Annotated in this window: 18 protein-coding genes; 7 read left to right on the plus strand and 11 right to left on the minus strand. The window is 72.6% G+C overall.

The genetic code is table 11. From position 1 onward, the window contains the following. Both CG747_RS26585 and CG747_RS26590 read right to left on the minus strand, forming a co-directional pair. Positions 1-752, minus strand: a 752-nt coding sequence (locus tag CG747_RS26585) for a protein kinase (RefSeq protein ID WP_180985722.1), incomplete at its 3' end; no start/stop codon positions are given. Between the two features lie 184 nt (positions 753-936). Next, complete coding sequence (locus CG747_RS26590; protein WP_180985723.1) at positions 937-3,066, minus strand: serine/threonine-protein kinase; 2,130 nt, start codon at positions 3,064-3,066, stop codon at positions 937-939. 189 nt (positions 3,067-3,255) lie between these two features. On the opposite strand from CG747_RS26590, the gene CG747_RS26595 reads away from it, so the two are divergent. Next, positions 3,256-4,461, plus strand: coding sequence for a serine hydrolase (locus tag CG747_RS26595; RefSeq protein WP_100604379.1), 1,206 nt, complete (start codon positions 3,256-3,258; stop codon positions 4,459-4,461). Between the two features lie 34 nt (positions 4,462-4,495). On the opposite strand, the gene CG747_RS26600 is transcribed toward CG747_RS26595, so the two are convergent. Further along, positions 4,496-6,205 carry a glycerol-3-phosphate dehydrogenase/oxidase gene (locus CG747_RS26600; protein WP_100604380.1) on the minus strand — a complete coding sequence of 570 codons (1,710 nt, stop codon included), beginning with the start codon at positions 6,203-6,205 and terminating at the stop codon, positions 4,496-4,498. A 250-nt stretch (positions 6,206-6,455) separates the two neighbouring features. Here CG747_RS26600 and CG747_RS26605 point away from each other — a divergent pair, with 250 nt between their 5' ends. Continuing rightward, the gene (locus tag CG747_RS26605; RefSeq protein WP_100604381.1) at positions 6,456-7,703 is read left to right on the plus strand and encodes a nucleotide sugar dehydrogenase; all 1,248 of its coding nucleotides are present in this window, start codon (positions 6,456-6,458) and stop codon (positions 7,701-7,703) included. Positions 7,704-7,810: 107 nt separating this feature from the next. Here CG747_RS26605 and CG747_RS26610 read toward each other — a convergent pair whose 3' ends face one another. The 4 genes from CG747_RS26610 to CG747_RS26625 form a co-directional block, all read right to left on the minus strand. Then, positions 7,811-8,926 carry a GuaB3 family IMP dehydrogenase-related protein gene (locus CG747_RS26610; protein ID WP_100604382.1) on the minus strand — a complete coding sequence of 372 codons (1,116 nt, stop codon included), beginning with the start codon at positions 8,924-8,926 and terminating at the stop codon, positions 7,811-7,813. A 99-nt stretch (positions 8,927-9,025) separates the two neighbouring features. Beyond that, a complete protein-coding gene (gene guaB, locus CG747_RS26615; RefSeq protein ID WP_100604383.1) occupies positions 9,026-10,528 on the minus strand; it encodes an IMP dehydrogenase in 1,503 nt (500 codons plus the stop codon). Positions 10,529-10,697: 169 nt separating this feature from the next. Beyond that, positions 10,698-11,273 (minus strand): sigma-70 family RNA polymerase sigma factor, encoded by a 576-nt coding sequence (locus CG747_RS26620; protein WP_018538709.1) that lies wholly within the window; start codon positions 11,271-11,273, stop codon positions 10,698-10,700. Positions 11,274-11,552: 279 nt separating this feature from the next. Further along, positions 11,553-12,164: a response regulator transcription factor gene (locus CG747_RS26625; protein WP_003948568.1), complete on the minus strand. Its 612-nt coding sequence runs from the start codon at positions 12,162-12,164 to the stop codon at positions 11,553-11,555. 382 nt (positions 12,165-12,546) lie between these two features. Between CG747_RS26625 and CG747_RS26630 the strand changes: the two genes are divergently transcribed. Then, positions 12,547-12,879: a WhiB family transcriptional regulator gene (locus CG747_RS26630; RefSeq protein WP_100604384.1), complete on the plus strand. Its 333-nt coding sequence runs from the start codon at positions 12,547-12,549 to the stop codon at positions 12,877-12,879. A gap of 87 nt (positions 12,880-12,966) precedes the next feature. Here the strand turns inward: CG747_RS26630 and CG747_RS26635 are convergent, their stop codons facing one another. Then, positions 12,967-13,878, minus strand: a complete 912-nt coding sequence (locus tag CG747_RS26635) for a LysR family transcriptional regulator (protein WP_100604385.1) — start codon at positions 13,876-13,878, stop codon at positions 12,967-12,969. Positions 13,879-13,956: 78 nt separating this feature from the next. On the opposite strand from CG747_RS26635, the gene CG747_RS26640 reads away from it, so the two are divergent. Further along, positions 13,957-14,628 (plus strand): MOSC domain-containing protein, encoded by a 672-nt coding sequence (locus tag CG747_RS26640; RefSeq protein WP_100604386.1) that lies wholly within the window; start codon positions 13,957-13,959, stop codon positions 14,626-14,628. Positions 14,629-14,680: 52 nt separating this feature from the next. Here the strand turns inward: CG747_RS26640 and CG747_RS26645 are convergent, their stop codons facing one another. Further along, positions 14,681-15,454, minus strand: a complete 774-nt coding sequence (locus CG747_RS26645) for an SDR family oxidoreductase (protein ID WP_100604387.1) — start codon at positions 15,452-15,454, stop codon at positions 14,681-14,683. Positions 15,455-15,608: 154 nt separating this feature from the next. Between CG747_RS26645 and CG747_RS26650 the strand changes: the two genes are divergently transcribed. Continuing rightward, positions 15,609-16,619 (plus strand): hydroxyacid dehydrogenase, encoded by a 1,011-nt coding sequence (locus CG747_RS26650; protein WP_100604388.1) that lies wholly within the window; start codon positions 15,609-15,611, stop codon positions 16,617-16,619. Between the two features lie 113 nt (positions 16,620-16,732). On the opposite strand, the gene groL is transcribed toward CG747_RS26650, so the two are convergent. Beyond that, the gene (gene groL, locus CG747_RS26655) at positions 16,733-18,358 is read right to left on the minus strand and encodes a chaperonin GroEL (RefSeq protein WP_100604389.1); all 1,626 of its coding nucleotides are present in this window, start codon (positions 18,356-18,358) and stop codon (positions 16,733-16,735) included. A 134-nt stretch (positions 18,359-18,492) separates the two neighbouring features. Further along, positions 18,493-18,801 carry a co-chaperone GroES gene (gene groES / locus CG747_RS26660; RefSeq protein ID WP_006130737.1) on the minus strand — a complete coding sequence of 103 codons (309 nt, stop codon included), beginning with the start codon at positions 18,799-18,801 and terminating at the stop codon, positions 18,493-18,495. 407 nt (positions 18,802-19,208) lie between these two features. Here groES and CG747_RS26665 point away from each other — a divergent pair, with 407 nt between their 5' ends. Both CG747_RS26665 and CG747_RS26670 read left to right on the plus strand, forming a co-directional pair. Next, entirely contained in the window at positions 19,209-20,654 is a 1,446-nt protein-coding gene (locus CG747_RS26665; RefSeq protein WP_100604390.1) for an FtsW/RodA/SpoVE family cell cycle protein, read from the plus strand. A gap of 50 nt (positions 20,655-20,704) precedes the next feature. Then, on the plus strand, positions 20,705-21,904 hold the full coding sequence (locus tag CG747_RS26670; RefSeq protein WP_100604391.1) for a class I SAM-dependent methyltransferase: 1,200 nt from the start codon (positions 20,705-20,707) through the stop codon (positions 21,902-21,904).

Below are 21,904 nucleotides of genomic sequence, written 5' to 3' on the forward strand. Positions count from 1 at the left end.
CCCCCGGCACCGCGCCCCGAGGCCGCCTTGGCCAACGAGACCTCCGCGGCCGGCGCCCTCGGCACCGGGTCGTACCCGCACAGCGCCTCCTGGGCCGCCCCGGCCGCCAGACCGGTCAGCACGGCCCGGCCGTCGTCGCAGACCAGGACCGTCCGGGCGGTGATGTTGCGGTGGAGCCAGCCGTGCGCGTGCAGGGCGCGCAGGGCGGTGAGCAGATCGGCGGCGATCTCCGCGGCGCGGTGCGGGCTCAGCGTCCGCCCGGTGAGGACTGCGGACAGCGGGCGGGCCGGGAGCAGCTCCCCGACGATCCACAGGCTGCCGTCCTGCGCGAAGACGTCGAAGACCTGGTCGAGCAGCGGGTGGTCGGGGAGTTGGGCGGCGGCCGTCGCGGCCTGGAGGGCGCGCCGGACGACCGGGTCCCGGGGATCGCGCTCGGCGCCCGCCGCGGCCCGCCGGCCGTGGCCCGCCATCCGGCCGCCGCTGCCGAAACCATCCTGCGCACGCCCGTCCGCCGGATACCCGTCCGCCCCGCCGCCGTCGTCCGCCAGCACCTCGGCGTCCACCACCTCCGGCAGCGGCACCTGACGGATCAGCACTTCCTGCCCGCTGTAGGTGTCGAAGGCCCGGGTCTCGGCGGGCCGGTCGGCGAAAGGAACCTCGAAGCCGTCCGCCGCCGCGCCGGAACCGTCGGCGAACGGCCGCGCCGGCAGGCGGTAGCGCTCGGCGAGCACTCTCCCCGCGTACTCGTCCACGACGCGCCTCCCCTCAGCGTGCGCCGCGCCCGCCCGGGGCGGATGCGTACGACTGTGGACTTCTCACGATACGTGGCAGCGCCGACAGTTGAGCCTGTCGGACCGCGTCGCGCGCCGTGTCCGTCCCCAGCGGCCGTGGGGCGGTGCGCCACCGCGGCGGGTCGGGTCCGCCCGCCGGGGTGGGTCAGTCCTTCACCGCGAAGGTCCGGAAGGCGGTGTCCCGCAGCTCCCGGCACTCCTTGTCGTCCCAGGCGTCCGCCTTGCAGGTGATCATGATGGCGTAGCCGTGGTGGTCGTCGGCCCGGAAGCCGCGGTTGAGCACCCGCACGTCCTCGCCGCCCTGCCGGCGGGTGAACGACCAGTCCGCGACGGTCGGGTAGCCGCGCCAGTCGATGGCCTTGATGCCCAGCAGGTGGTAGTTGTCGCTGGAGCCGGCCACGCTGGGCTCCAGGCTCCGCCAGGACGCCGCGGCGTCCTGGCCGGGCGAGTCGTTGTAGTCGACCTGGATGCGCGGGAAGCCGCCGGAGGCGCTGTATATGGCGCCGGAGTTCTGCCCGGCCGTGTCGGTCTGCTTGAACCCCTTGGGCATCACCATGGCGAAGTGGAACCCGCCGTTGGTGACCTGCGCGAAGCCGTCCGGGACCGCCGCCCCGCCCTTCTTCCCGCCGTTCCCGCCGTTGGCGCCGTTGGCGCCGTTGGCGCCGCTGGCGTCCTTACCGCCCTTGCCGCCCGCCCCCGGCGTGCCGCCGCCCGGCTGCGCCCCGCCCGAGGCGGCGGCGCCGTCCGTGCCGGAGTCCTGGCTCGCGGAGGCCGACCGGGTCGCGTCCCGGCCCGCGGCCGTGCCCTTGCCGCCCTTGCCGCCGTTGGCCGCGGAGTCACCGGCGTCACCGTTGCTGAACACCAGGGCCAGCAGCGTCCCGAGGACGACGACGACCACGACCACCCCGATGATCAACGTGCGGCGCGGGACGACATCGGTCACCGAGGCGCGCGGCGGGGCGGGACGGCCGTCCCCGTCGCCGGGTCTGGAGTCCGACCGGGCCGCCGCGGCGGCGTTCCGCACGGACGTCAGGGCCGCCCGCACCCGCTCCTTGGCGGCGTCCGCGGCGAACCCCGGGCGGGCCGGGGAGCCACCGTCGGCGCCCTGGGCCGCGGCGGCACCCTTGCCGGGCCCGCCGGACTCCCGCACCGCCGCCGGCTTCGCCGCCGCGCCGCCCCCGGCCGCCTTCCCGGCCGCCTTCTGAGGCGCCTTGTCCGTCGCCTTCCGCTCCGGCTTCCGCGCCGTCCCGGCCGCCGCACCGGACGCGGCGGCAGCCCCGACGGCGGGCTTCGCCTTCGGCTTCTTCGGCACCCGGGGCTTGGCGGCGCTCTTGGCGGACTTGGCACCGGACCGCTCCGCGGGCGCCGGCTCCGCGGGAGCGGTGGGCAGCGTCATCGCCCGCGTCGCGTCCATCGGGGGCTCCGGCTCGGGCTCCGGGGCGTGGATGACCTCCTGCAGCAGCGCCCGCGCCCCGGCCTCGTCCAGCCGGGCCGCCGGGTCCTTCACCAGCAGGCCGTAGATGACGTCCTCCAGCGGCCCGGCGCTCTTGGGCGGCTCGACCGGTTCGGTCATCACGGCGGTCAGGGTGGCGATCGCCGAGCCCTTGTCGTACGGGGGAACGCCCTCGACACAGGCGTACAGCAGACCGCCCAGCGACCACAGGTCGGCGGGCGGGCCCGGCTTCTGGCCGCGGGCCCGCTCCGGCGAGATGTACGAGGGCGCGCCGACGAGCATGCCGGTCGAGGTCACCGACGGGTCGCCCTCGACCTGTGCGATGCCGAAGTCGGTGAGCACGACCCGGCCGTCGTCGGAGATCAGGACGTTGGACGGCTTCACATCGCGGTGCAGGATGCCCTGGCCGTGGGCGGCGCGCAGGACGTCGAGCACGGCGAGGCCGACCTCGGCGGCCCGGCGCGGGGTGAGCGGGCCGTCGTCGCGGACGGCCTCGGCCAGCGAGCGGCCCTCGACCAGTTCCATCACGATCCACGGCCGGTCGTCCTCGTCGACCACGTCGAAGACCGTCACCGCACCGTTGTTGCGGATCCGGGCGATCGCCTTGGCCTCGCGCAGGGTGCGGGTGATCAGCCGACGCTTCTCGTCCTCTTCGATACCGCCGGGGAAGCGCAGCTCCTTGACCGCGACCGTACGGCCCAGCACCTCGTCGCTGGCCCGCCAGACGGTGCCCATCCCGCCCCGGCCGAGAACATCGGCGAGCCGGTACCGGCCGGCGAGCAGCCTGCCCTCCTTGCCGTCCATCTCGACCTCGTCGCCCACTGAATCCCCTCTGCAATCCAGCCGAGTTGGCAGCCTCGATTCTCCATCGATCACCAAACTGGCCCAACTCGGACAACCCACCCTGGCAGAGCCTTCATTCTCTCTCATCCGCTGCCGTGCGGAAGGCCCGGGTGGATGCCGGAGGATGCCATACACCCGTCATGATGGCCCCGAAGACGGGAGATCTTTTTGCCGTTCCGCCCGCTCCGCCCGGCCTCGCCCGGCCCGCCGCGCTCCGCCGCCCGCACCGTCCTGGCCGTCCTGGCCGCCCTGGTTCTGACGGCGTGTACGGGCACTGCGCGCAGCTCCGTGCCGTCCTCGGGAGCGTCCCGGCCGGCGGCGACGGCGGCCGCGCTGCACCGCCTGGTGGCCGACGGCGCGCCCGGCGCGGCCGTGCTGGTCACCTGGGACGGCCGCCTGGCCGCCTCGCGGTTCTCCGCGGTCGGCGTGGCCGATCTGCGCAGCGGCCGGAAGATGGGCCGCCTGGACCGCTTCCGGGCCGGCAGTCTCACCAAGACCCTCGTCGCGACGGTGGTCCTGCAGCTCGTCGGGGAGGGCCGGCTCGGGCTGGACGACCGCGTCGCGGACCACCTGCCGCCCGGAGTGCCGCGCACCGGCGCGGGCGGCGCGAACGATCTGCGCCGGGTGACGATCCGCCAACTGCTCGACCATACGAGTGGCCTGTTCAACTACACTGCGGACGCGCACCTCGCCGAACAGCTGTCCGGCGCGGGCTTCCCGGCGCACCGCTACGACCGGTACACCCCGGTCGAGCTGCTGCGGATCGCACTCGGCCACCCGCCGACCGCCGCGCCCGGCGCCCGCTACGCCTACTCCAACACCAACTACCTGGTCCTCGGCCTGGTCATCCAAGGCGTCACCGGCCACCCGTACGCCGACGAGCTGCGGCGCCGCATCCTGGCCCCGTTCGGCCTGCGCGGCACCTCGTTCCCCGGCAACAGCCCGGCGCTGCCCGCACCGCACGGCCGCGGCTACTCGCGGATCGACGGCCACCGGGTGGACAGCACCGCCTTCAACCCCAGCCGGGCCGGCGCGGCCGGTGAGATGATCACCACTCTGGTCGACCTCAACCACTTCTTCGCCGCGCTGCTGGGCGGCGAACTCCTGGCACCCCGCCAGATGGCCCAGCTGCGCAGCGAGCGGGCCACCGGCGGCGCGTACGGCCTGGGCGTCTACGCCACCCGGCTGCCCTGCGGGGTGACGGTCTGGGGCCACAACGGCGACATCAACGGCTCGTACGCGCAGACCGCGGGCACCGCCGACGGCCGACACCTGGTCAGTTACCGGGTCAACACCGACACTCCGGCCGACCGGGCCGACGGCGCCGCCCTCCTGACCGCCGAGTTCTGCGCGCCCCGCGGCCGGCGGGGCTGACCCGGCGGACCGGGGGCCCGGGGCCCGGCCCGGCCTACGTCAGCGGCACGATGTCCGGTGCGCCCAGCCGGGCCGCGTCGGCCGTCAGGTCGTCGGGCTGGCGCTGCGATTCGCGCTCCGCCTCCACCCGCTTCTCGTAGTGCGTGATCTCCTTCTCGATCTGCGCGCTGTCCCAGCCCAGGGCCGGCGCCATCAACTCGGCGGCCTCCCGCGCGCTGCGGGTGCCGCGGTCGAAGGTCTCGATGGAGATCCGGGTGCGCCGGGTCAGCACGTCGTCGAGGTGCCGGGCGCCCTCGTGCGTGCAGGCGTAGACGACCTCGGCACGCAGGTAGTCCTCGGCGGCGGCGAGCGGCCGACCCAGCGAGGGATCGGCCACCACCAGCTCCAGCAGCTCCTCGGCCAGCGCCCCGTAGCGGTTCAGCAGATGCTCTATCCGGGCCACGTGCACACCGGTCCGGGCGGCGATCCGGGCCCGCGCGTTCCACAGCGCCCGGTAGCCCTCCGCGCCCGCCAGCGGCACGTCCTCGGTGACGCACTCGGCGACCCGGGCGTCCAGCCCGTGCACCGCCTCGTCCACCGCGTCCTTGGCCATCACCCGGTACGTGGTGTACTTGCCGCCGGCGACGACCACCAGGCCCGGCACCGGGTGGGCGACGGTGTGCTCCCGCGACAGCTTGCTGGTGGCGTCCGACTCGCCGGCCAGCAGCGGTCGCAGCCCGGCATAGACGCCCTCCACGTCGTCCCTGGTGAGCGGGGTGGCCAGGACCGAGTTCACATGCTCCAGCAGGTAGTCGATGTCGGCGCTGGAGGCCGCCGGGTGCGCCTTGTCCAGGTCCCAGTCGGTGTCCGTGGTGCCGATGATCCAGTGCCGCCCCCACGGGATGACGAAGAGCACGCTCTTCTCCGTCCGCAGGATCAACCCGGTGGTGGAGTGGATCCGGTCCTTGGGGACGACCAGGTGGATGCCCTTGGAGGCGCGGACGTGGAACTGGCCGCGCTCCCCGATCAGCGCCTGGGTGTCATCGGTCCACACGCCCGTCGCGTTGACGATCTGCCGGGCCCGGATCTCGTGCGCCACCCCGCTCTCGACGTCCTGCACCCGCGCGCCGACCACCCGCTCGCCCTCGCGCAGGAAGCCCACCACCCGCGCCCGGTTGGCGACGTGCGCCCCGTAGGCGGCCGAGGTCCGCACCAGCGTGGTGACGTACCGCGCGTCGTCCATCTGCGCGTCGTAGTACTGCAACGCGCCGACCAGCGCGTCCTTCCGCAGACAGGGCGCCACCCGCAGCGCTCGGCGGTGCGAGAGGTGGCGGTGCACGGGCAGCCCCCGGCCGTGGCCGGACGAGACCGACATCGCGTCGTAGAGCGCCACGCCGGAGCCGGCGTACCAGCGCTCCCAGCCCTTGTGCTGGAGCGGATAGAGGAACGGGACCGGTTTGACCAGATGGGGCGCCAGCCGCTGGATCAGCAGCCCGCGCTCCTTCAACGCCTCCCGCACCAGCGCGAAGTCCAGCATCTCCAGATACCGCAGGCCGCCGTGGATGAGCTTGCTCGACCGGCTGGAGGTGCCCGACGCCCAGTCACGGGCCTCGACCAGCCCGGTGTCCAGTCCGCGGGTCGCGGCGTCCAGGGCGGTGCCGGCGCCGACGACGCCGCCGCCGACCACCAGTACGTCGAGTTCCCGCTCCGCCATCTGGGTGAGTGCCTTGGCGCGCTGCGCCGGTCCGAGTGTCGCTGTCTTCACCACTGCCTCCCGCTGTGATTCGGAGCCGGACCCCCCGTCCGTCGATTCTGTCCGCGCCTGGTCCCGGCAACCGCCTTCCGCTCGCGGTGGCAACACCCGGCCACCTTGATCCGCCAATACCCATTCTGGGTCAAATATCCGCTTAGTCTACTTATGCCCCTTTGCTGGTCGGTGCGTCCGCACGACTCCCGACCACCACGAGGACACCGCGCAGGGCCCCACACACTCGCTCGGGAAGGACGGCCGCAGCATGCCCGCAGACCTCGCCGTCATCGGACTCGGCCACTTGGGCCTCCCCCTCGCCCAGGCAGCCACCGCCGCCGGCCTCACCACCATCGGCTACGACCCCGACCCCCGCGCGGCCGCCCTCCCCGGCACCGGCGGCCCGCTGTCCACCACCGAGGTCCGCCGGCTGCTCGCCGCCGGCTTCCGCACCACCACCGACCCCGGCGCCCTGGGCCGGGTCCGCACCGCCGTCCTCTGCGCCCCCACCCCGCTCAGCGAGGACCGCACCCTGGACCTGTCCGCCCTCGCCGACGCCGCCCGCACCCTGGCCACCCGGCTGCGCCCGCACACCACCGTCATCCTCGAATCCGCCGGCTACCCGGGCACCACCGAGAACGTCCTCCGCCCCCTCCTCGAAGCGGGCTCCGGCCTCACCGCCGGCCGCGACTTCCACCTCGCCTGCTCCCCCGCCCGCCACGACCCCGGCAACCGCACCCACCGCTACCGCAACACCCCCAAGGTCATCGGCGGCCTCACCCCCGCCTGCACCGAAGCGGCCGCCGCCTTCTACAGCCGGCTCACCGACAAGGTGGTCCGCGCCCGCGGCCCCCGCGAGGCGGAGACCGCCCACCTGCTGGAGACCAACTACCGGCACGTCAACATCGCCCTGATGAACGAGATGGCGGTCTACTGCCACGAGATCGGCGTCGACCTGTGGGACGTCATCCGCTGCGCCGAAACCAAGCCGTTCGGCTTCCAGTCCTTCCGCCCCGGCCCCGGCGTCGGCGGCCACGCCGCCCCCATCGACCCCAACCACCGCCCCCCGCGCAGCCGTTCGGCCGGCGCGCCGCTCCGGATGGTGGAACTAGCCCAGGAGATCAACGACCGGATGCCGGCCTACGTCATCCAGCGCTGCACCACCCTCCTCAACGAGCACGGCAAGTCCGCCCGCGGCGCCCGCATCCTGCTGCTCGGCGTCACCTACAAGCCCGACCTCGCCGACCTGGCCGGCACCCCGGCCCGCGAGGTCGCCGCCCGCCTACGCGACCTCGGCGCCCACCTCACGTACCACGACCCCTACGTCCCCCAGTGGGAAGTCGGCGGCCGCCCGGTCCCCCGCGCCGAATCCCTCTACGACGCCGCCTCCGCCGCCGACCTGACGGTGCTCCTCCAGCCCCACCGCACCTACGACCTCCAGGGCCTGGCCGTCAAGGCGCAACTCCTCCTGGACACCCGCGGCGCCACCCCCACCGGCGCCGCCCACCGCCTGTAGGCACGACGAAGCCCGGCCGCGCCGAAGCACGACCGGGCTTCACCCACCCCCACCGGGGTGCGGTGCCTGCACATACAGAAGGGGGCAGGGCCTCCGGGGCGGGGCGGCTACCGCCGCGGCGCCACCGTGACCTCCACCCGCTGGAACTCCTTCAACTCGGAGTAGCCCGTGGTGGCCATCGCCCGGCGCAGCGCGCCGAAGAAGTTCATCGAGCCGTCCGGCGTCGTCGAGGGCCCGCACAGGACCTCCTCGGTCGTGCCGACCACGCCGAGGTCCACCCGCTTGCCGCGCGGCACGTCCTCGTGGACCGCCTCCATGCCCCAGTGGTGGCCGCGGCCCGGCGCGTCCGTCGCCCGCGCCAGCGGCGAGCCCATCATCACCGCGTCCGCACCGCAGGCGATCGCCTTGGGCAGGTCGCCGGAGTAGCCCACCCCGCCGTCGGCGATCACGTGCACGTACCGGCCGCCGGACTCGTCCATGTAGTCCCGGCGGGCCGCCGCGACATCGGCCACTGCGGTCGCCATCGGCACCTGGATGCCCAGGACGTTGCGGGTGGTGTGCGCGGCCCCGCCGCCGAAGCCGACCAGCACGCCCGCCGCGCCGGTCCGCATCAGGTGCAGCGCCGCGGTGTACGTCGCGCAGCCGCCGACGATCACCGGCACGTCCAGCTCGTAGATGAACTGCTTGAGGTTCAGCGGCTCCGCGGCACTGGAGACGTGCTCGGCGGAGACCGTCGTGCCGCGGATCACGAAGATGTCCACCCCCGCGTCCACGACCGCCTTGGAGAACTGCGCGGTGCGCTGCGGGGAGAGCGCCGCGGCGGTGACCACACCGGCGTCGCGCACCTCCTTGATCCGCTGCCCGATCAGCTCTTCCTTGATCGGCGCGGCGTAGATCTCCTGGAGCCGCTTGGTGGCGGCGGCGCCGTCCAGCTCCGCGATCTCCGCCAGCAGCGGCTCCGGGTCCTCGTAGCGGGTCCACAGCCCTTCGAGGTTGAGCACCCCGAGACCGCCCAGCTCACCGATGCGGATCGCGGTCTGCGGCGAGACCACCGAGTCCATCGGGGCCGCCAGGAACGGCAGCTCGAAGCGGTAGGCGTCGATCTGCCAGGCGATCGAGACCTCCTTCGGGTCGCGAGTGCGCCGACTGGGTACCACGGCGATGTCGTCGAACGCGTATGCCCGGCGGCCGCGCTTGCCGCGCCCGATCTCGATCTCAGTCACTGGTTCTGCCTTCCTACGGATACGCCCCCAGTATCCCCGACGGGGAAGACTGGGGGCGCATCCGGCCGCCACTCGGCGAAGCGGGCGTCGAGGAGACCGTCAGCTGCGTGCGTAGTTCGGAGCCTCGGTGACCATCTGCACGTCGTGCGGGTGGCTCTCCTTCAGGCCCGCCGCGGTGATCCGCACGAACCGGCCCTTCTCCTTGAGCTCGGGGATGTCGGCCGAGCCGACGTAGCCCATGGAGGCGCGCAGACCGCCGACGAGCTGGTGCGCGACCGAGGCCAGCGGGCCGCGGTAGGGCACCTGGCCCTCGATGCCCTCGGGCACCAGCTTGTCCTCGGAGAGGACGTTGTCCTGGAAGTAGCGGTCCTTCGAGAACGACCGGGCCTGGCCGCGCGACTGCATCGCACCCAGCGAGCCCATGCCCCGGTAGGACTTGAACTGCTTGCCGTTGACGAAGACCATCTCGCCCGGCGACTCCTCGCAGCCGGCCAGCAGCGAGCCCAGCATGACGGTGTCCGCGCCGGCGGCGATCGCCTTGGCGATGTCACCGGAGTACTGGAGGCCGCCGTCGCCGATCAGCGGCACGCCGGCCGCGTGGCACGCCTGCGCGGCCTCGTAGATCGCGGTGACCTGCGGGACGCCGATGCCGGCGACCACCCGCGTGGTGCAGATGGAGCCGGGGCCGACGCCGACCTTCACGCCGTCCACGCCCGCATCGATCAGCGCCTGGGCGCCGTCGCGGGTGGCGACGTTGCCGCCGACGATGTCCACGCCGATGTTGGACTTGATCTTGGCGATCATGTCGAGGATGCCGCGGCTGTGGCCGTGCGCGCTGTCCACGACCAGGAAGTCCGCGCCGGCCTCGACCAGCGCCTGGGCCCGGTCGTAGGCCGCGTCGCCGACGCCCACCGCGGCACCGACGATCAGCCGGCCCTCGGCATCCTTGGCGGCGTTCGGGTACTTCTCCGCCTTGACGAAGTCCTTGACGGTGATCAGGCCCTTGAGCACGCCCGCGTCGTCGACCAGCGGCAGCTTCTCGATCTTGTGGCGGCGCAGCAGCTCGATGGCGTCCTCGCCCGAGATGCCGACCTTGCCGGTGACCAGCGGCATCGGCGTCATGACCTCGCGGACCTGACGGCTGCGGTCCATCTCGAAGGCCATGTCGCGGTTGGTCACGATGCCCAGCAGCTTGCCCGCGCCGTCGGTGACCGGCACCCCGCTGATCCGGAACTTGGCGCACAGGGCGTCCGCCTCGGTCAGCGGCGCGTCCGGCCGGACCGTGATCGGGTCGGTGACCATCCCGGACTCGGAGCGCTTGACCAGGTCGACCTGGTTGGCCTGGTCCTCGATCGACAGGTTGCGGTGCAGGACGCCCGCACCGCCCTGACGCGCCATGGCGATCGCCATCCGCGCCTCGGTGACCTTGTCCATCGCGGCCGAGAGCAGCGGGATGTTCACCCGGACGTTCCGCGAGACGCGGGACGCGGTGTTCACGGTGTTGGGCAGCACCTCCGACGCGCCGGGCAGCAGCAGCACGTCGTCGTAAGTCAGCCCGAGCATGGCGAATTTGGCGGGCATACCCTCGACGTTGTCACTCATGACACCTTCCCCAATGCTCTTGCCTCAGCGCGGACTCCCATGCTAACGGGCTTGTAGAGTGTCCCAACCCACGAGCAATGAGGGGCTCGTCACTCGTACTTTCCTACGGTGTTTTCCCGCCGATGACCGGGCGAAAAGGCACTCCATCGGACCCCGCACTCCGCGCGGACTACTGCTCGGCCAGCGCCCGCAGCCTGCTCAGGGCACGGTGCTGGGCCACCCGCACCGCACCGGGCGACATCCCCAGCATCTGCCCGGTCTCCTCGGCCGTCAGCCCCACCGCGACCCGCAGCAGGACCAGCTCCCGCTGGTTCTCCGGCAGGTTGGCCAGCAGCTTCTTGGCCCATTCGGCGTCGCTGCTCAGCAGCGCCCGCTCCTCGGGGCCCAGCGAATCGTCCGGCTGCTCGGGCATCTCGTCCGAGGGCACGGCCGTACTGCCGGGATGCCGCATCGCGGCCCGCTGGAGATCGGCGACCTTGTGACCGGCGATCGCGAAGACGAACGCCTCGAAGGGCTTCCCGGTGTCGCGGTAGCGGGGCAGCGCACACAGCACCGCGACACAGACCTCCTGCGCCAGGTCCTCGACGAAGTGCCGGGCATCGCCGGGCAGCCGGGAGAGCCGGGTGCGGCAGTAGCGCAGGGCCAGTGGGTGGACATGGGCCAGCAGGTCGTGCGTGGCCTGCCGATCCCCCTCGACGGCGCGTGCGACGAGAGCGCCGATCTCCTGCTTCCCGTCATCGCGCATCGGTCCATGGTGCCTTGACGGCGAACGATCCGCGGCATCAGGTCCACGCTTGTGCGCCGAAGCGTTATGCGCGGCAGGTGCGCCGGCTGTCATCTCCTGCGCCCTCCCCTCGTGCCCGAACGACCCGTCCCCGAGGAACTCCATGCCTCAAGCATGCGGCACCGCGCGGCGAATCGGGCCGCCGTGGCGCCTGGCGGCGTGCGGGGCATCATGCCGCCCCGCCCGCCACAGGGCGGGCGGGGATTTTCATTCCCCCGCATCGCTGCACGTCACAACGGTTCAGCGGACCAGGCCCCAGCGGAAACCGAGCGCCACCGCATGCGCCCGGTCGGAGGCGCCCAGCTTCTTGAAAAGCCGCCGCGCGTGCGTCTTGACGGTGTCCTCGGAGAGGAACAGCTCACGTCCGATCTCGGCGTTCGAGCGGCCGTGGCTCATGCCCTCCAGCACCTGGATCTCCCGGGCGGTGAGGGTCGGCGCGGCCCCCATCTCGGCCGACCGCAGCCGGCGCGGGGCGAGCCGCCACGTCGGGTCGGCCAGGGCCTGGGTCACCGTCGCGCGCAGTTCGGCGCGCGAGGCGTCTTTGTGCAGATATCCGCGGGCGCCGGCGGCGACCGCCAACGCGACCCCGTCCAGGTCCTCGGCCACCGTGAGCATGATGATCCGGGCGCCGGGGTCGGCGGACAGCAGCCGACGCACGGTCTCGACACCGCCGAGGCCGGGCATCCGCACGTCCATCAGAATCAGATCCGAGCGGTCGGCCCCCCAGCGGCGGAGGACCTCCTCGCCATTGGCCGCAGTGGTCACGCGCTCGACACCGGGCACGGTCGCAACCGCCCGTCGAAGCGCCTCTCGGGCAAGCGGGGAGTCGTCGCAGACGAGGACGGAAGTCATGACCGTCCTCCGCAGCTGATGCGCGTCACCTTGAGCCTCCAGGCTGGTACGTATCGTCACCTGGGCGATCGACGAACCCTTCGGACACCTGTCCGAGGACTACCTCTGTCAACCGCCTCCGCACACTCAACGACGGTCACTCGAAAGAGTTACGGCTTCGGCGACCGAGTTCAGCACGCTCCGTAAGGAGCCGGATACGCAGACGACTCACCGAGCAGTCGGCATCCGCGCGTGCACCCTATGCCCTATTTGGCTCTGTTTCTTCCATTTTCGCGTTGACTGCGACTAGATTCGCAATGAGTCATATTTACATCTACTTAGACAGTAGATGTACCGTCGTGAGCACCGAGCCCGACGCGCATCGCCTCCGAGGGGACAAGCAATGGCAGATTTCTCCCGCCTCCCGGGCCCTAACGCAGACCTCTGGGACTGGCAGCTGCTGGCCGCCTGCCGCGGCGTGGACAGCTCGCTCTTCTTCCATCCCGAGGGCGAGCGGGGGGCGGCCCGCAGCGCGCGGGAGGCGTCGGCGAAGGAGGTCTGCATGCGCTGCCCCGTGCGGGCCCAGTGCGCGGCGCATGCGCTGGCCGTCCGCGAGCCCTACGGCGTCTGGGGCGGCCTCACGGAGGACGAACGCGAAGAGCTGATGGGCCGGGCCCGCCACCGGATGGTCCCGGCCAGTTCGCTGCCCGGCCACGCGACCATCCCGGGCGCCTGACCGTCGCCACGGATCACCGTTCGAAGAAACGTTCCTGCACGCCTCGCGTCCCCAGCCCGCGGGCCCCGCCCCCCGGGTCCTCGGCGGTCACCGCCCCGCGGCGTCCGCCAGCTGGTCCAGCATCGCCCCGACCGCGGGCACATGCGCCAGGTCCGGCAGCGTGAGCGCGACGATCTCGCGGTGCACGGCCGGCTCCATCCGCACCGTCGCCGCCCCCTTGGGGCGCACCGACTCCAGGGTCAGCTCGGGCAGCGCCGCGACCCCCAGCCCCGCGCCGACCAGTCCGATCACCGCCGGATAGTCATCGGTGGCGAAGTCGATGCGCGGGGTGAACCCGGCGCGTTCGCAGACCTCGACCAGATGCGTGCGGCAGCGCGGGCAGCCGGCGATCCACGGCTCGTCCGCCAGGTCCGCGAAGCACGCGGTGCCGGCCTTCGCCAGCCGGTGCCCCTCCGGCACCAACCCGATCAGCCGGTCCGCCAGCACCGGCCGGACCACCAGGTCCGCCCACTCCGTCCCGGCCGACGGATCCGCGCCGCGCACCTCCGGATAGCGGAAGGCCAGCGCGATCTCGCAGTCGCCGTTGCGCAGCATGTCGATCGAGCGCGGCGGCTCGGCCTCGTCCAGCGACACCCGGACCCTCGGGTGCGCGGCCCGCATCCTGGCCAGCGCGGTCGGCACCAGCGTCGAACTCCCCGACGGGAACGACACCAGCCGCACCCGCCCCGCGCGCAGGCCCGCGATCGCCGCGACCTCGTCCTCGGCCGCGGTGAGCCCCGCCAGGATCCCGGCCGCGTGCCGGACCAGCGCCTCGCCCGCCTGCGTCAGGCGCATCTCGCGCCCGGCGCGCACCAGCAGCGGGGTGCCGACGGACTGCTCCAGGGCCTTCATCTGCTGGCTGACCGCGGGCTGGGTGCACCCCAGCTCCCGCGCGGCGGCGGAGAAGGAACCGGTCCGGGCGACGGCGCGCAGCACCCGCAGATGACGAGCTTCGATCACCCCTCAAGCATAAGCGAATCTTGGACAGACCGTGAAAAATCGAATGACGGCTTTTGCCGGGTGTCCTACCGTACGGCCATGAACGCGAAGCTGCTGACCGTGAACGTGGGGCGGGCCTTCTCCGCTCCGTACACCTCCGCCGAGGGCGGCACCGGTATCGACAAGCGCCCGGTGGACGGGCCCGTGGCGGTGACCGCCCCCGGCCCCAAGGGCATCGGCGGCAGCGGTCTCGCGGGCGACGCGGTGGTGGACCGGCGGTACCACGGCGGCGACGACCAGGCCGTCTACGCCTACGCCCGCGAGGACCTCGACGACTGGCAGCGGGAGTTGGACCGCGAACTGGCCAACGGCACCTTCGGCGAGAACCTCACCACCGCCGGCCTGGAGGTCACCCGCGCCCGTATCGGCGAACGCTGGCGCGTCGGCGACGGCGTGCTGCTGGAGGTCACCTCGCCCCGGATCCCCTGCCGCACGTTCCAGGGCTGGCTGGACGAACACGGCTGGCTGAAGCGGTTCACGGCGGCCGCGGTGCCCGGCGCGTACCTGCGGGTCCTGGAAGCCGGCGAGATCCGCGCTGGCGACCCGGTACGCGTCGAGCACCGGCCCGGGCACGACATCACCATCGCGCTGATGTTCCACGCCCTGACCACCCGGCGTGCACTGCTGCCGCGCCTGCTGGAGGCGGGCGACGCCCTGCCGGCGGAGGCCCGGGCGAAAGCGGTGAAGTACCTGGAGCGCACGGCGGACTGACGGCACGGGGCCCCGGGGCCGAACGCCCCGGGGCGGGCTTTCGCCAACTCCCCTACCTGGGGCCGTACTTCCGCCCCGTGCGGGAGGTGACGCCGCCGAGGAGGCCGCGCGGCGCCAGCTTCACGGCGCCCATCAGGGCCTTGTAGCGGGGATCCGGGATGGACAGCGACTTGCCGCGCGCCAGGTCCTTCATGGCCGCGTCCACGAGCTTGTCCGCGTCGAGCCACATCCAGCCCGGGATGTTGTCCGTCCCCATCCCGGCCCGCTGGTGGAACTCGGTCCGCACGAAGCCCGGGCACAGCGCCATCAGGCGCACCCCGCTGCCGGCCAGGTCGCGGGCGGCGCCCTGGGTGAACTGCACGACCCACGCCTTGCTCGCGCCGTACGTACCGCGCGGGACGAACGCCGCGACCGACGCCACGTTCACCACGGCACCGCGCCGGCGCTCGCGCATCCCGCGCACCGCCGCCGTGGTGAGCCGCAGCACCGCCTCGCAGTGCACCTTGAGCATCGCCAACTCGTCGGCCATCGGGACTTCGAGGTACTCGCCCTTGTTGCCGAAGCCGGCGTTGTTGACCAACAGGTCCACCGGGTGCTTGGTGTCCGCCAGGCGCGCCTCGACGGCGGCGATCCCCTCCTCGGTCGCCAGGTCGGCGCTCAGCACCTCCGCCTCGATCCCGTGCCGGTCGTGCAGTTCGGTGGCCTGCTCCCGGAGCCGCTTCTCGTCCCGGGCCACCAGCACCACGCTGTGCCCGTCGCCCGCGAGTCGGCGGGCGAACGCGGCGCCGATGCCGGCCGTTGCTCCTGTGATCAGTGCAGTCGTCATACCGGAACGGTAGCTGGGCGGCGGGGCTTCCCCACGTGGTGGCCGGGGTGGCGCGTGGCTTGCGTGGGATTGCCCGCCGTCGCGGCGGGCAGTCAGCAACCGCCGGGGCCGCGGCCCTCCGCCGCCCGCACCACCACGTACGAGGAGTCGAGAGATGCGCCCAGCTCTTCTCCTGGCCATGGGGCCAGGCATCGCCGAGCGGTTGCTCGGGGAGTCGCAGCGGGTCCGGTTGGCACGCCTGGCCCGTACGGACCTAGGGCTCGTCGCACACGAGTTGGCCGCGCCGGGACCCGGGATAGCAGAGGCCCTGGCCGCGGCGGAGGTGCTGCTGACCTGCTGGGGCGCGCCGCCGCTCACCGCGGAGGTGCTCGCCGCGGCGCCCCGGCTGCGCGCCGTCGTGCACGCCGCCGGTTCCGTCAAACAGCACGTCACCGACGCCTGCTGGGACCGGGGCATCGTCGTCAGCTCGGCCGCCGCGGTCAACGCGCAGCCGGTCGCCGAGTACACCCTGGCCGCCATCCTGTTCGCCAACAAGCGCGTGCTGCCCGCCGCCCACCGCTACCGCACCCTGCGCGCCCCCCACGACTGGCTGCGCGAGCTGGACGGCGCCGGCAATTACGGCCGCACCGTGGGCATCGTCGGCGCCTCCCGCATCGGCCGTCGCGTCATCGAACTGCTGCGCCCGTTCGCGCTGCGGGTGCTGCTGTACGACCCGTTCGTGGACGAGGAGGAGGCGGGGCGGCTGGGGGTGCGGAAGGTTCCGTTGGCGCAGCTGTGCGCGGAGAGCGACGTGGTGAGCGTGCACGCCCCGGAGGTGCCCGCCACCCGGCACCTGATCGGCGCCCGCGAGCTGGCCCTGATGCCGGACGGAGCGACGCTGGTCAACACGTCCCGCGGCTCCCTGGTCGACGAGGCGGCGCTGGTCGCCGAGGTGCGCAGCGGCCGGCTCGGCGCGGTGCTGGACGTCACCGAGCCCGAACTCCCGCCCGCTCACTCCCCGTTGTACGAGCTGCCGAACGTGCTGCTCACCCCGCACCTCGCCGGCTCCCTGGGCACCGAGCTGCACCGGATGGCCGACCACGCCCTCGACGAGCTGGAGCGGTACGCGCGGGGGCTGCCGTTCGCGGAGCCGGTGCGGCGGGAGGGGTTGGGGCACTCGGCCTGACGGCAGGTCGGAAGGGGGCTTTCGGGTACGGGCGAGGCCCGGTCCCGCAGTGGAGCGGGACCGGGCCTCGTCGGGTGCCGGCGGATACCCGGCCGGCGGGTGCGCGTGGCGCGTCAGTGCGCGTGGCCGTGGCCGTGACCGGCGGCGGCGGGCTCTTCCTCTTCCTTCTTCTCGACGACCAGGGTCTCGGTCGTCAGGAGGAGGGAGGCGATGGAGGCGGCGTTCTCCAGGGCGGAGCGGGTGACCTTGACCGGGTCGATGACGCCGGCCTTGACCAGGTCGCCGTACTCGCCGGTGGCCGCGTTGAAGCCGTTGCCCTTGTCGAGCTCGGCCACCTTGGCGGTGATCACGTAGCCCTCGAGGCCGGCGTTCTCGGCGATCCAGCGCAGCGGCTCGACGGCGGCGCGGCGGACCACGGCGACACCGGTGGCCTCGTCGCCGTCCTTGCCGAGGTTGCCCTCCAGGACCTTCACGGCGTGGACCAGCGCGGAGCCACCACCGGAGACGATGCCCTCCTCGACCGCGGCGCGGGTCGCGGAGATGGCGTCCTCCAGACGGTGCTTCTTCTCCTTGAGCTCGACCTCGGTGGCCGCGCCGACGCGGATCACGCAGACGCCGCCGGCGAGCTTGGCGAGGCGCTCCTGGAGCTTCTCGCGGTCCCAGTCGGAGTCGGTGGTCTCGATCTCGGCCTTGATCTGGCCGACGCGGCCCGCGACGTCCTCGGAGTTGCCGCCACCGTCGACGAGGGTGGTGTCGTCCTTGGTGACGGTCACGCGGCGGGCGGTGCCCAGCACGTCCAGACCGGCCTGGTCGAGCTTGAGGCCGACCTCCTCGGCGATGACGGTGGCACCGGTGAGGGTGGCCATGTCGCCGAGCATCGCCTTGCGGCGGTCACCGAAGCCGGGGGCCTTGACGGCCACCGCGTTGAAAGTGCCGCGGATCTTGTTGACGACGAGGGTGGAGAGGGCCTCGCCCTCGACGTCCTCGGCGATGATCAGCAGCGGCTTGGAGGCACCGCCCTGGATGATCTTCTCCAGCAGCGGCAGCAGGTCCTGGATGGAGGAGATCTTGCCCTGGTGGATCAGGATGTACGGGTCGTCGAGGACGGCCTCCATACGCTCCTGGTCGGTGACCATGTACGGCGAGAGGTAGCCCTTGTCGAAGGCCATGCCCTCGGTGAAGTCCAGCTCCAGGCCGAAGGTGTTGGACTCCTCGACGGTGATCACGCCGTCCTTGCCGACCTTGTCCATCGCCTCGGCGATCAGCTCGCCGACCTGCGGGTCCTGGGCGGACAGCGCGGCCACGGCAGCGATGTCGGACTTGTCGTCGATCGGGCGGGCGGTCGCCAGCAGCTCGTCGGAGACGGCCTTGACGGCGGCGTCGATGCCCTTCTTCAGGGCGGCCGGGGAAGCACCCGCGGCGACGTTGCGCAGACCCTCGCGGACCAGGGCCTGGGCCAGCACGGTGGCGGTGGTGGTGCCGTCGCCCGCGATGTCGTTGGTCTTGGTCGCCACCTCCTTGACGAGCTGGGCGCCCAGGTTCTCGTACGGGTCCTCGACCTCGACCTCGCGGGCGATGGTGACACCGTCGTTGGTGATGGTCGGCGCGCCGAACTTCTTGTCGATGACGACGTTGCGGCCCTTGGGGCCGATGGTCACCTTGACCGTGTCGGCCAGCTTGTTGACGCCGCGCTCAAGGGCGCGACGGGCGTCCTCGTCGAACTTCAGGATCTTCGCCATGGGTGCTTCAAGTCCTCTCGTCGCGATCGTCGGCCTCGCCGCCGTGACCGCTCTCGCTCAAACGAACTGCGCCCCTGCCCCGGTCGGTAAGAACACGGGAACCAGGGGCGCAGATCAGGGCAAAACTGGGTGACTTACTTCTCGACGATCGCGAGCACGTCGCGAGCCGAGAGGACGAGGTACTCCTCGCCGTTGTACTTCACCTCGGTGCCGCCGTACTTGCTGTAGAGCACGACGTCACCGACCTTGACGTCGAGCTCGACGCGCTTACCGTCCTCGAAGCGGCCCGGACCGATCGCCAGGACGACGCCCTCCTGGGGCTTCTCCTTCGCGGTGTCCGGAATGACCAGGCCCGAGGCCGTGGTCTGCTCGGCGTCGAGCGGCTGGACCACGATGCGGTCCTCAAGCGGCTTGATGGCAACCTTGGAGCTGGCGGTCGTCACGATCCGACCTCCCCCTTCGGAGATCTCACGGGGTTAACTGTCTGAGGTGGCGACCAGGTCGATCCGTCGTCGCGGGTGCCGGACCTGCCTGTCGCTGTGTTGGCACTCCCATAGGGAGAGTGCCAACGCTGAGACTATGACGCGGTTAGCACTCGGTCAAGCGGAGTGCCAGCGCGCCGGAGACGCGTACCGTGTCTGCTGCCGGTGGCCGGGCGTGCGGTCGGACACACCTTCCGCCCGGCTGCAACCCGGCCCGCGGCCGCCCCGTCTTCTCCCTGGGACCGCTGACACCGGGCCACGACCCGGCCGCCCCGCGGCCCTGACCCATCGATGGCGGAGGAACCGTGCGTGGACTGACCAGCGCTCCCCGGGATTCCGGGGGACCGGAGAGCGACGCCGAACGCACCATGACGTTCGCCGCGCTGGCCCAGGCCCCGAACCGCCGGCGCACCGAAGCCTGGCTGCTCGGCTTCGTCGTATTCATCACCGTCTTCGGCTACGCCTACACCGAGCTGTCCATGAAGGGGGAGCTTCCCGGTGGGCTGGCCGGCTTCGCGATCAGCATGTTCTTCATCGCGCTGGTCCCGCACCTGGTCGTCCGGCGCTTCGCGCCGCGCGCCGATCCGCTGATCCTGCCGTTGGCGACGATGCTCACCGGCATCGGCCTGGTGCTGCTGCACCGGCTGGACATCACCTACGCGGAGAAGCCGCGGCTGAAGATCGGGCAGGCGGCCACCGGGCAGCTGGTGTGGACGGTCATCGGGGTCGCGGTCTGCATCGGCATCCTGCTGGTGCTGCGCGACCACCGGATCCTCCAGCGCTACATCTACCTGACGATGGCCGTCGCGCTGGTGATGCTGATGGCACCGGCGTTCTTCGGCGCGGACCAGTTCGGCGCCAAGCGTTGGATCATGCTCGGGCCGCTGTCGATGCAGCCCGGCGAGTTCGTGAAGATCATGATCGTGGTGTTCTTCGCGGGCTATCTCACCCACAACCGCGACGCCCTGGCACTGTCCGGGCGCCGGGTGCTGGGCATGCAGCTGCCGCCGGGCCGACAGCTCGGACCGATCTTCACGATCTGGGTGATCAGCCTGCTGGTGCTGGTCTTCGAACGCGACCTGGGCACCTCGCTGATCTTCTTCGGCGTCTTCGTGATCATGCTCTACATGGCCACCGAGCGCACCAGCTGGGTGGTCTGCGGTCTGCTCATGGCCGTGGTCGGCGCCGGCGTCGTCGGCTCCACCGAACCGCACGTCAAGGGCCGAGTGATGGCCTGGCTGCACCCGATGGACATCTTCCTGCCGGCGGACAAGCGCCCGCCGGGCCTGATCTCCGACCAGGCCGCACAGGCGCTGTTCAGTTTCGGGAGCGGCGGGATAGGCGGCTCCGGCCTGGGCCAGGGCCACCCCGAGCTGATCGGCTTCGCCGGCAACAGCGACTTCATCCTCACCACCGTCGGCGAGGAACTGGGACTGGCCGGAGTGATGGCCGTCCTGCTGCTGTACGCACTGCTGGCCCAGCGCGGGCTGCGGGTGGGGCTGACCGCCCGCGACCCGTTCGGCAAGCTGCTGGCGGTCGGCCTCTCCGGGGCGCTGCTGCTCCAGGTCTTCGTCGTCACCGGCGGCGTCACCGGCCTGATCCCGCTCACCGGCAAGGCGCTGCCGTTCCTCGCCAAGGGCGGTTCGTCGCTGGTCGCGAACTGGGTGATGGTGGCGGTACTGCTGCGGGTCAGCGACAGCGCCCAGCGGCGGCGGGAGCCGGTCCGTCCGGCCCCGGAGCGGCCGGACGCCGACGCCACCCAGCGGGTGCCGCGGATCTCCGGGCCCACGCCCGGGGCCACTCCCGGGGCCTGACCGGCGGCCCCGGGCGGGACCGTCCGGGGCCGGCCCGCGGCTGGCCCACAATGGTGCGGGTGACCGACCTCGACACCTTCTCCGCACTGCTCGCCCCCGAGGGACAGCAGCTGCTGGCCGCCCTGCGGGACTACGACCCGGCGGACGAGCTCGCGGCCGCCACCCGGCTGCGCCGCGACCACCCCGCGCCGCTGGTCTCCGCCGCCCTCGGACAGGCCCGGCTGCGGCAGCGGGCCGCCGCGAAGTTCGGCCCGGACGCGGCGCGGATGTACTTCACCCCGCACGGCGTCGAGCAGTCCACCCGCGCCCCGGTCGCCGCCCACCGCGCCGCCCGGCTCGCCGCGCTCGGCGTACGGACCCTGGCCGACCTGTGCTGCGGGATCGGCGGCGACGCGCTCGCGCTGGCCCGGGCCGGGATCCGGGTGCTGGCCGTCGACCGCGATCCGCTGACCTGCGCGGCGGCCCGGGCGAACGCAGAGGCGCTGGGGCTGGCGGACCGGATCGAGGTGCGGTGCGCGGACGTCACGGAGGTCGACACCGCCGGATACGACGCGGTGTTCGTGGATCCGGCGCGGCGCAGCAAGGTCCGCGGGGGCCGGATCTTCGACCCCGAGGCGTACTCGCCGCCGCTGTCCTGGGCGGTCGAGGCGGCCCGGACGGCACCGCACGCGGCCCTGAAGATCGCGCCGGGGGTGCCGCACGAGGCGCTGCCCGAGGACGTCGAGACGGAGTGGATCTCCGACGCCGGGGACGTGAAGGAGGCCGTCCTGTGGTTCGGCACCGGCCGGGGCGGCGCCCGCCGGGCCACCCTGCTGCCCGCCGGGGACTCCCTGCTCGGCGCCGGCCTGCCGGACCCCGAGCCGGGCCCGGTCGGCGGCTGGCTCTACGAACCGGACGGCGCGGTGATCCGCGCCCACCTGGTCGCGGACGTCGCCGAGCAGGTCGGCGGGCGGCTGATCGACCCGACGATCGCGTACGTGACGGCCGACCAGCTGGTGCCGACGCCGTATGCGACCGCGTACGCGATCACCGACGTGCTGCCCTTCAACGTCAAGAAGCTCAAGGCGCTGCTGCGGGAGCGCGAGGTGGGCATCGCGGTGATCAAGAAGCGCGGGTCCGCGGTGGAGCCCGAGGAGCTGCGCAAGAAGCTCAAGCTCGGCGGCGGGCGGCGGTCCTGCACGATCTTCCTGTCCCGGGTCGCCGGGGCGCCCACGATGCTGCTGGGGCACCCCGCCGGGCAGGACGCCTGA

The organism is Streptomyces sp. CB02959 (assembly GCF_002803155.1).
Lineage (GTDB): Bacteria > Actinomycetota > Actinomycetes > Streptomycetales > Streptomycetaceae > Streptomyces.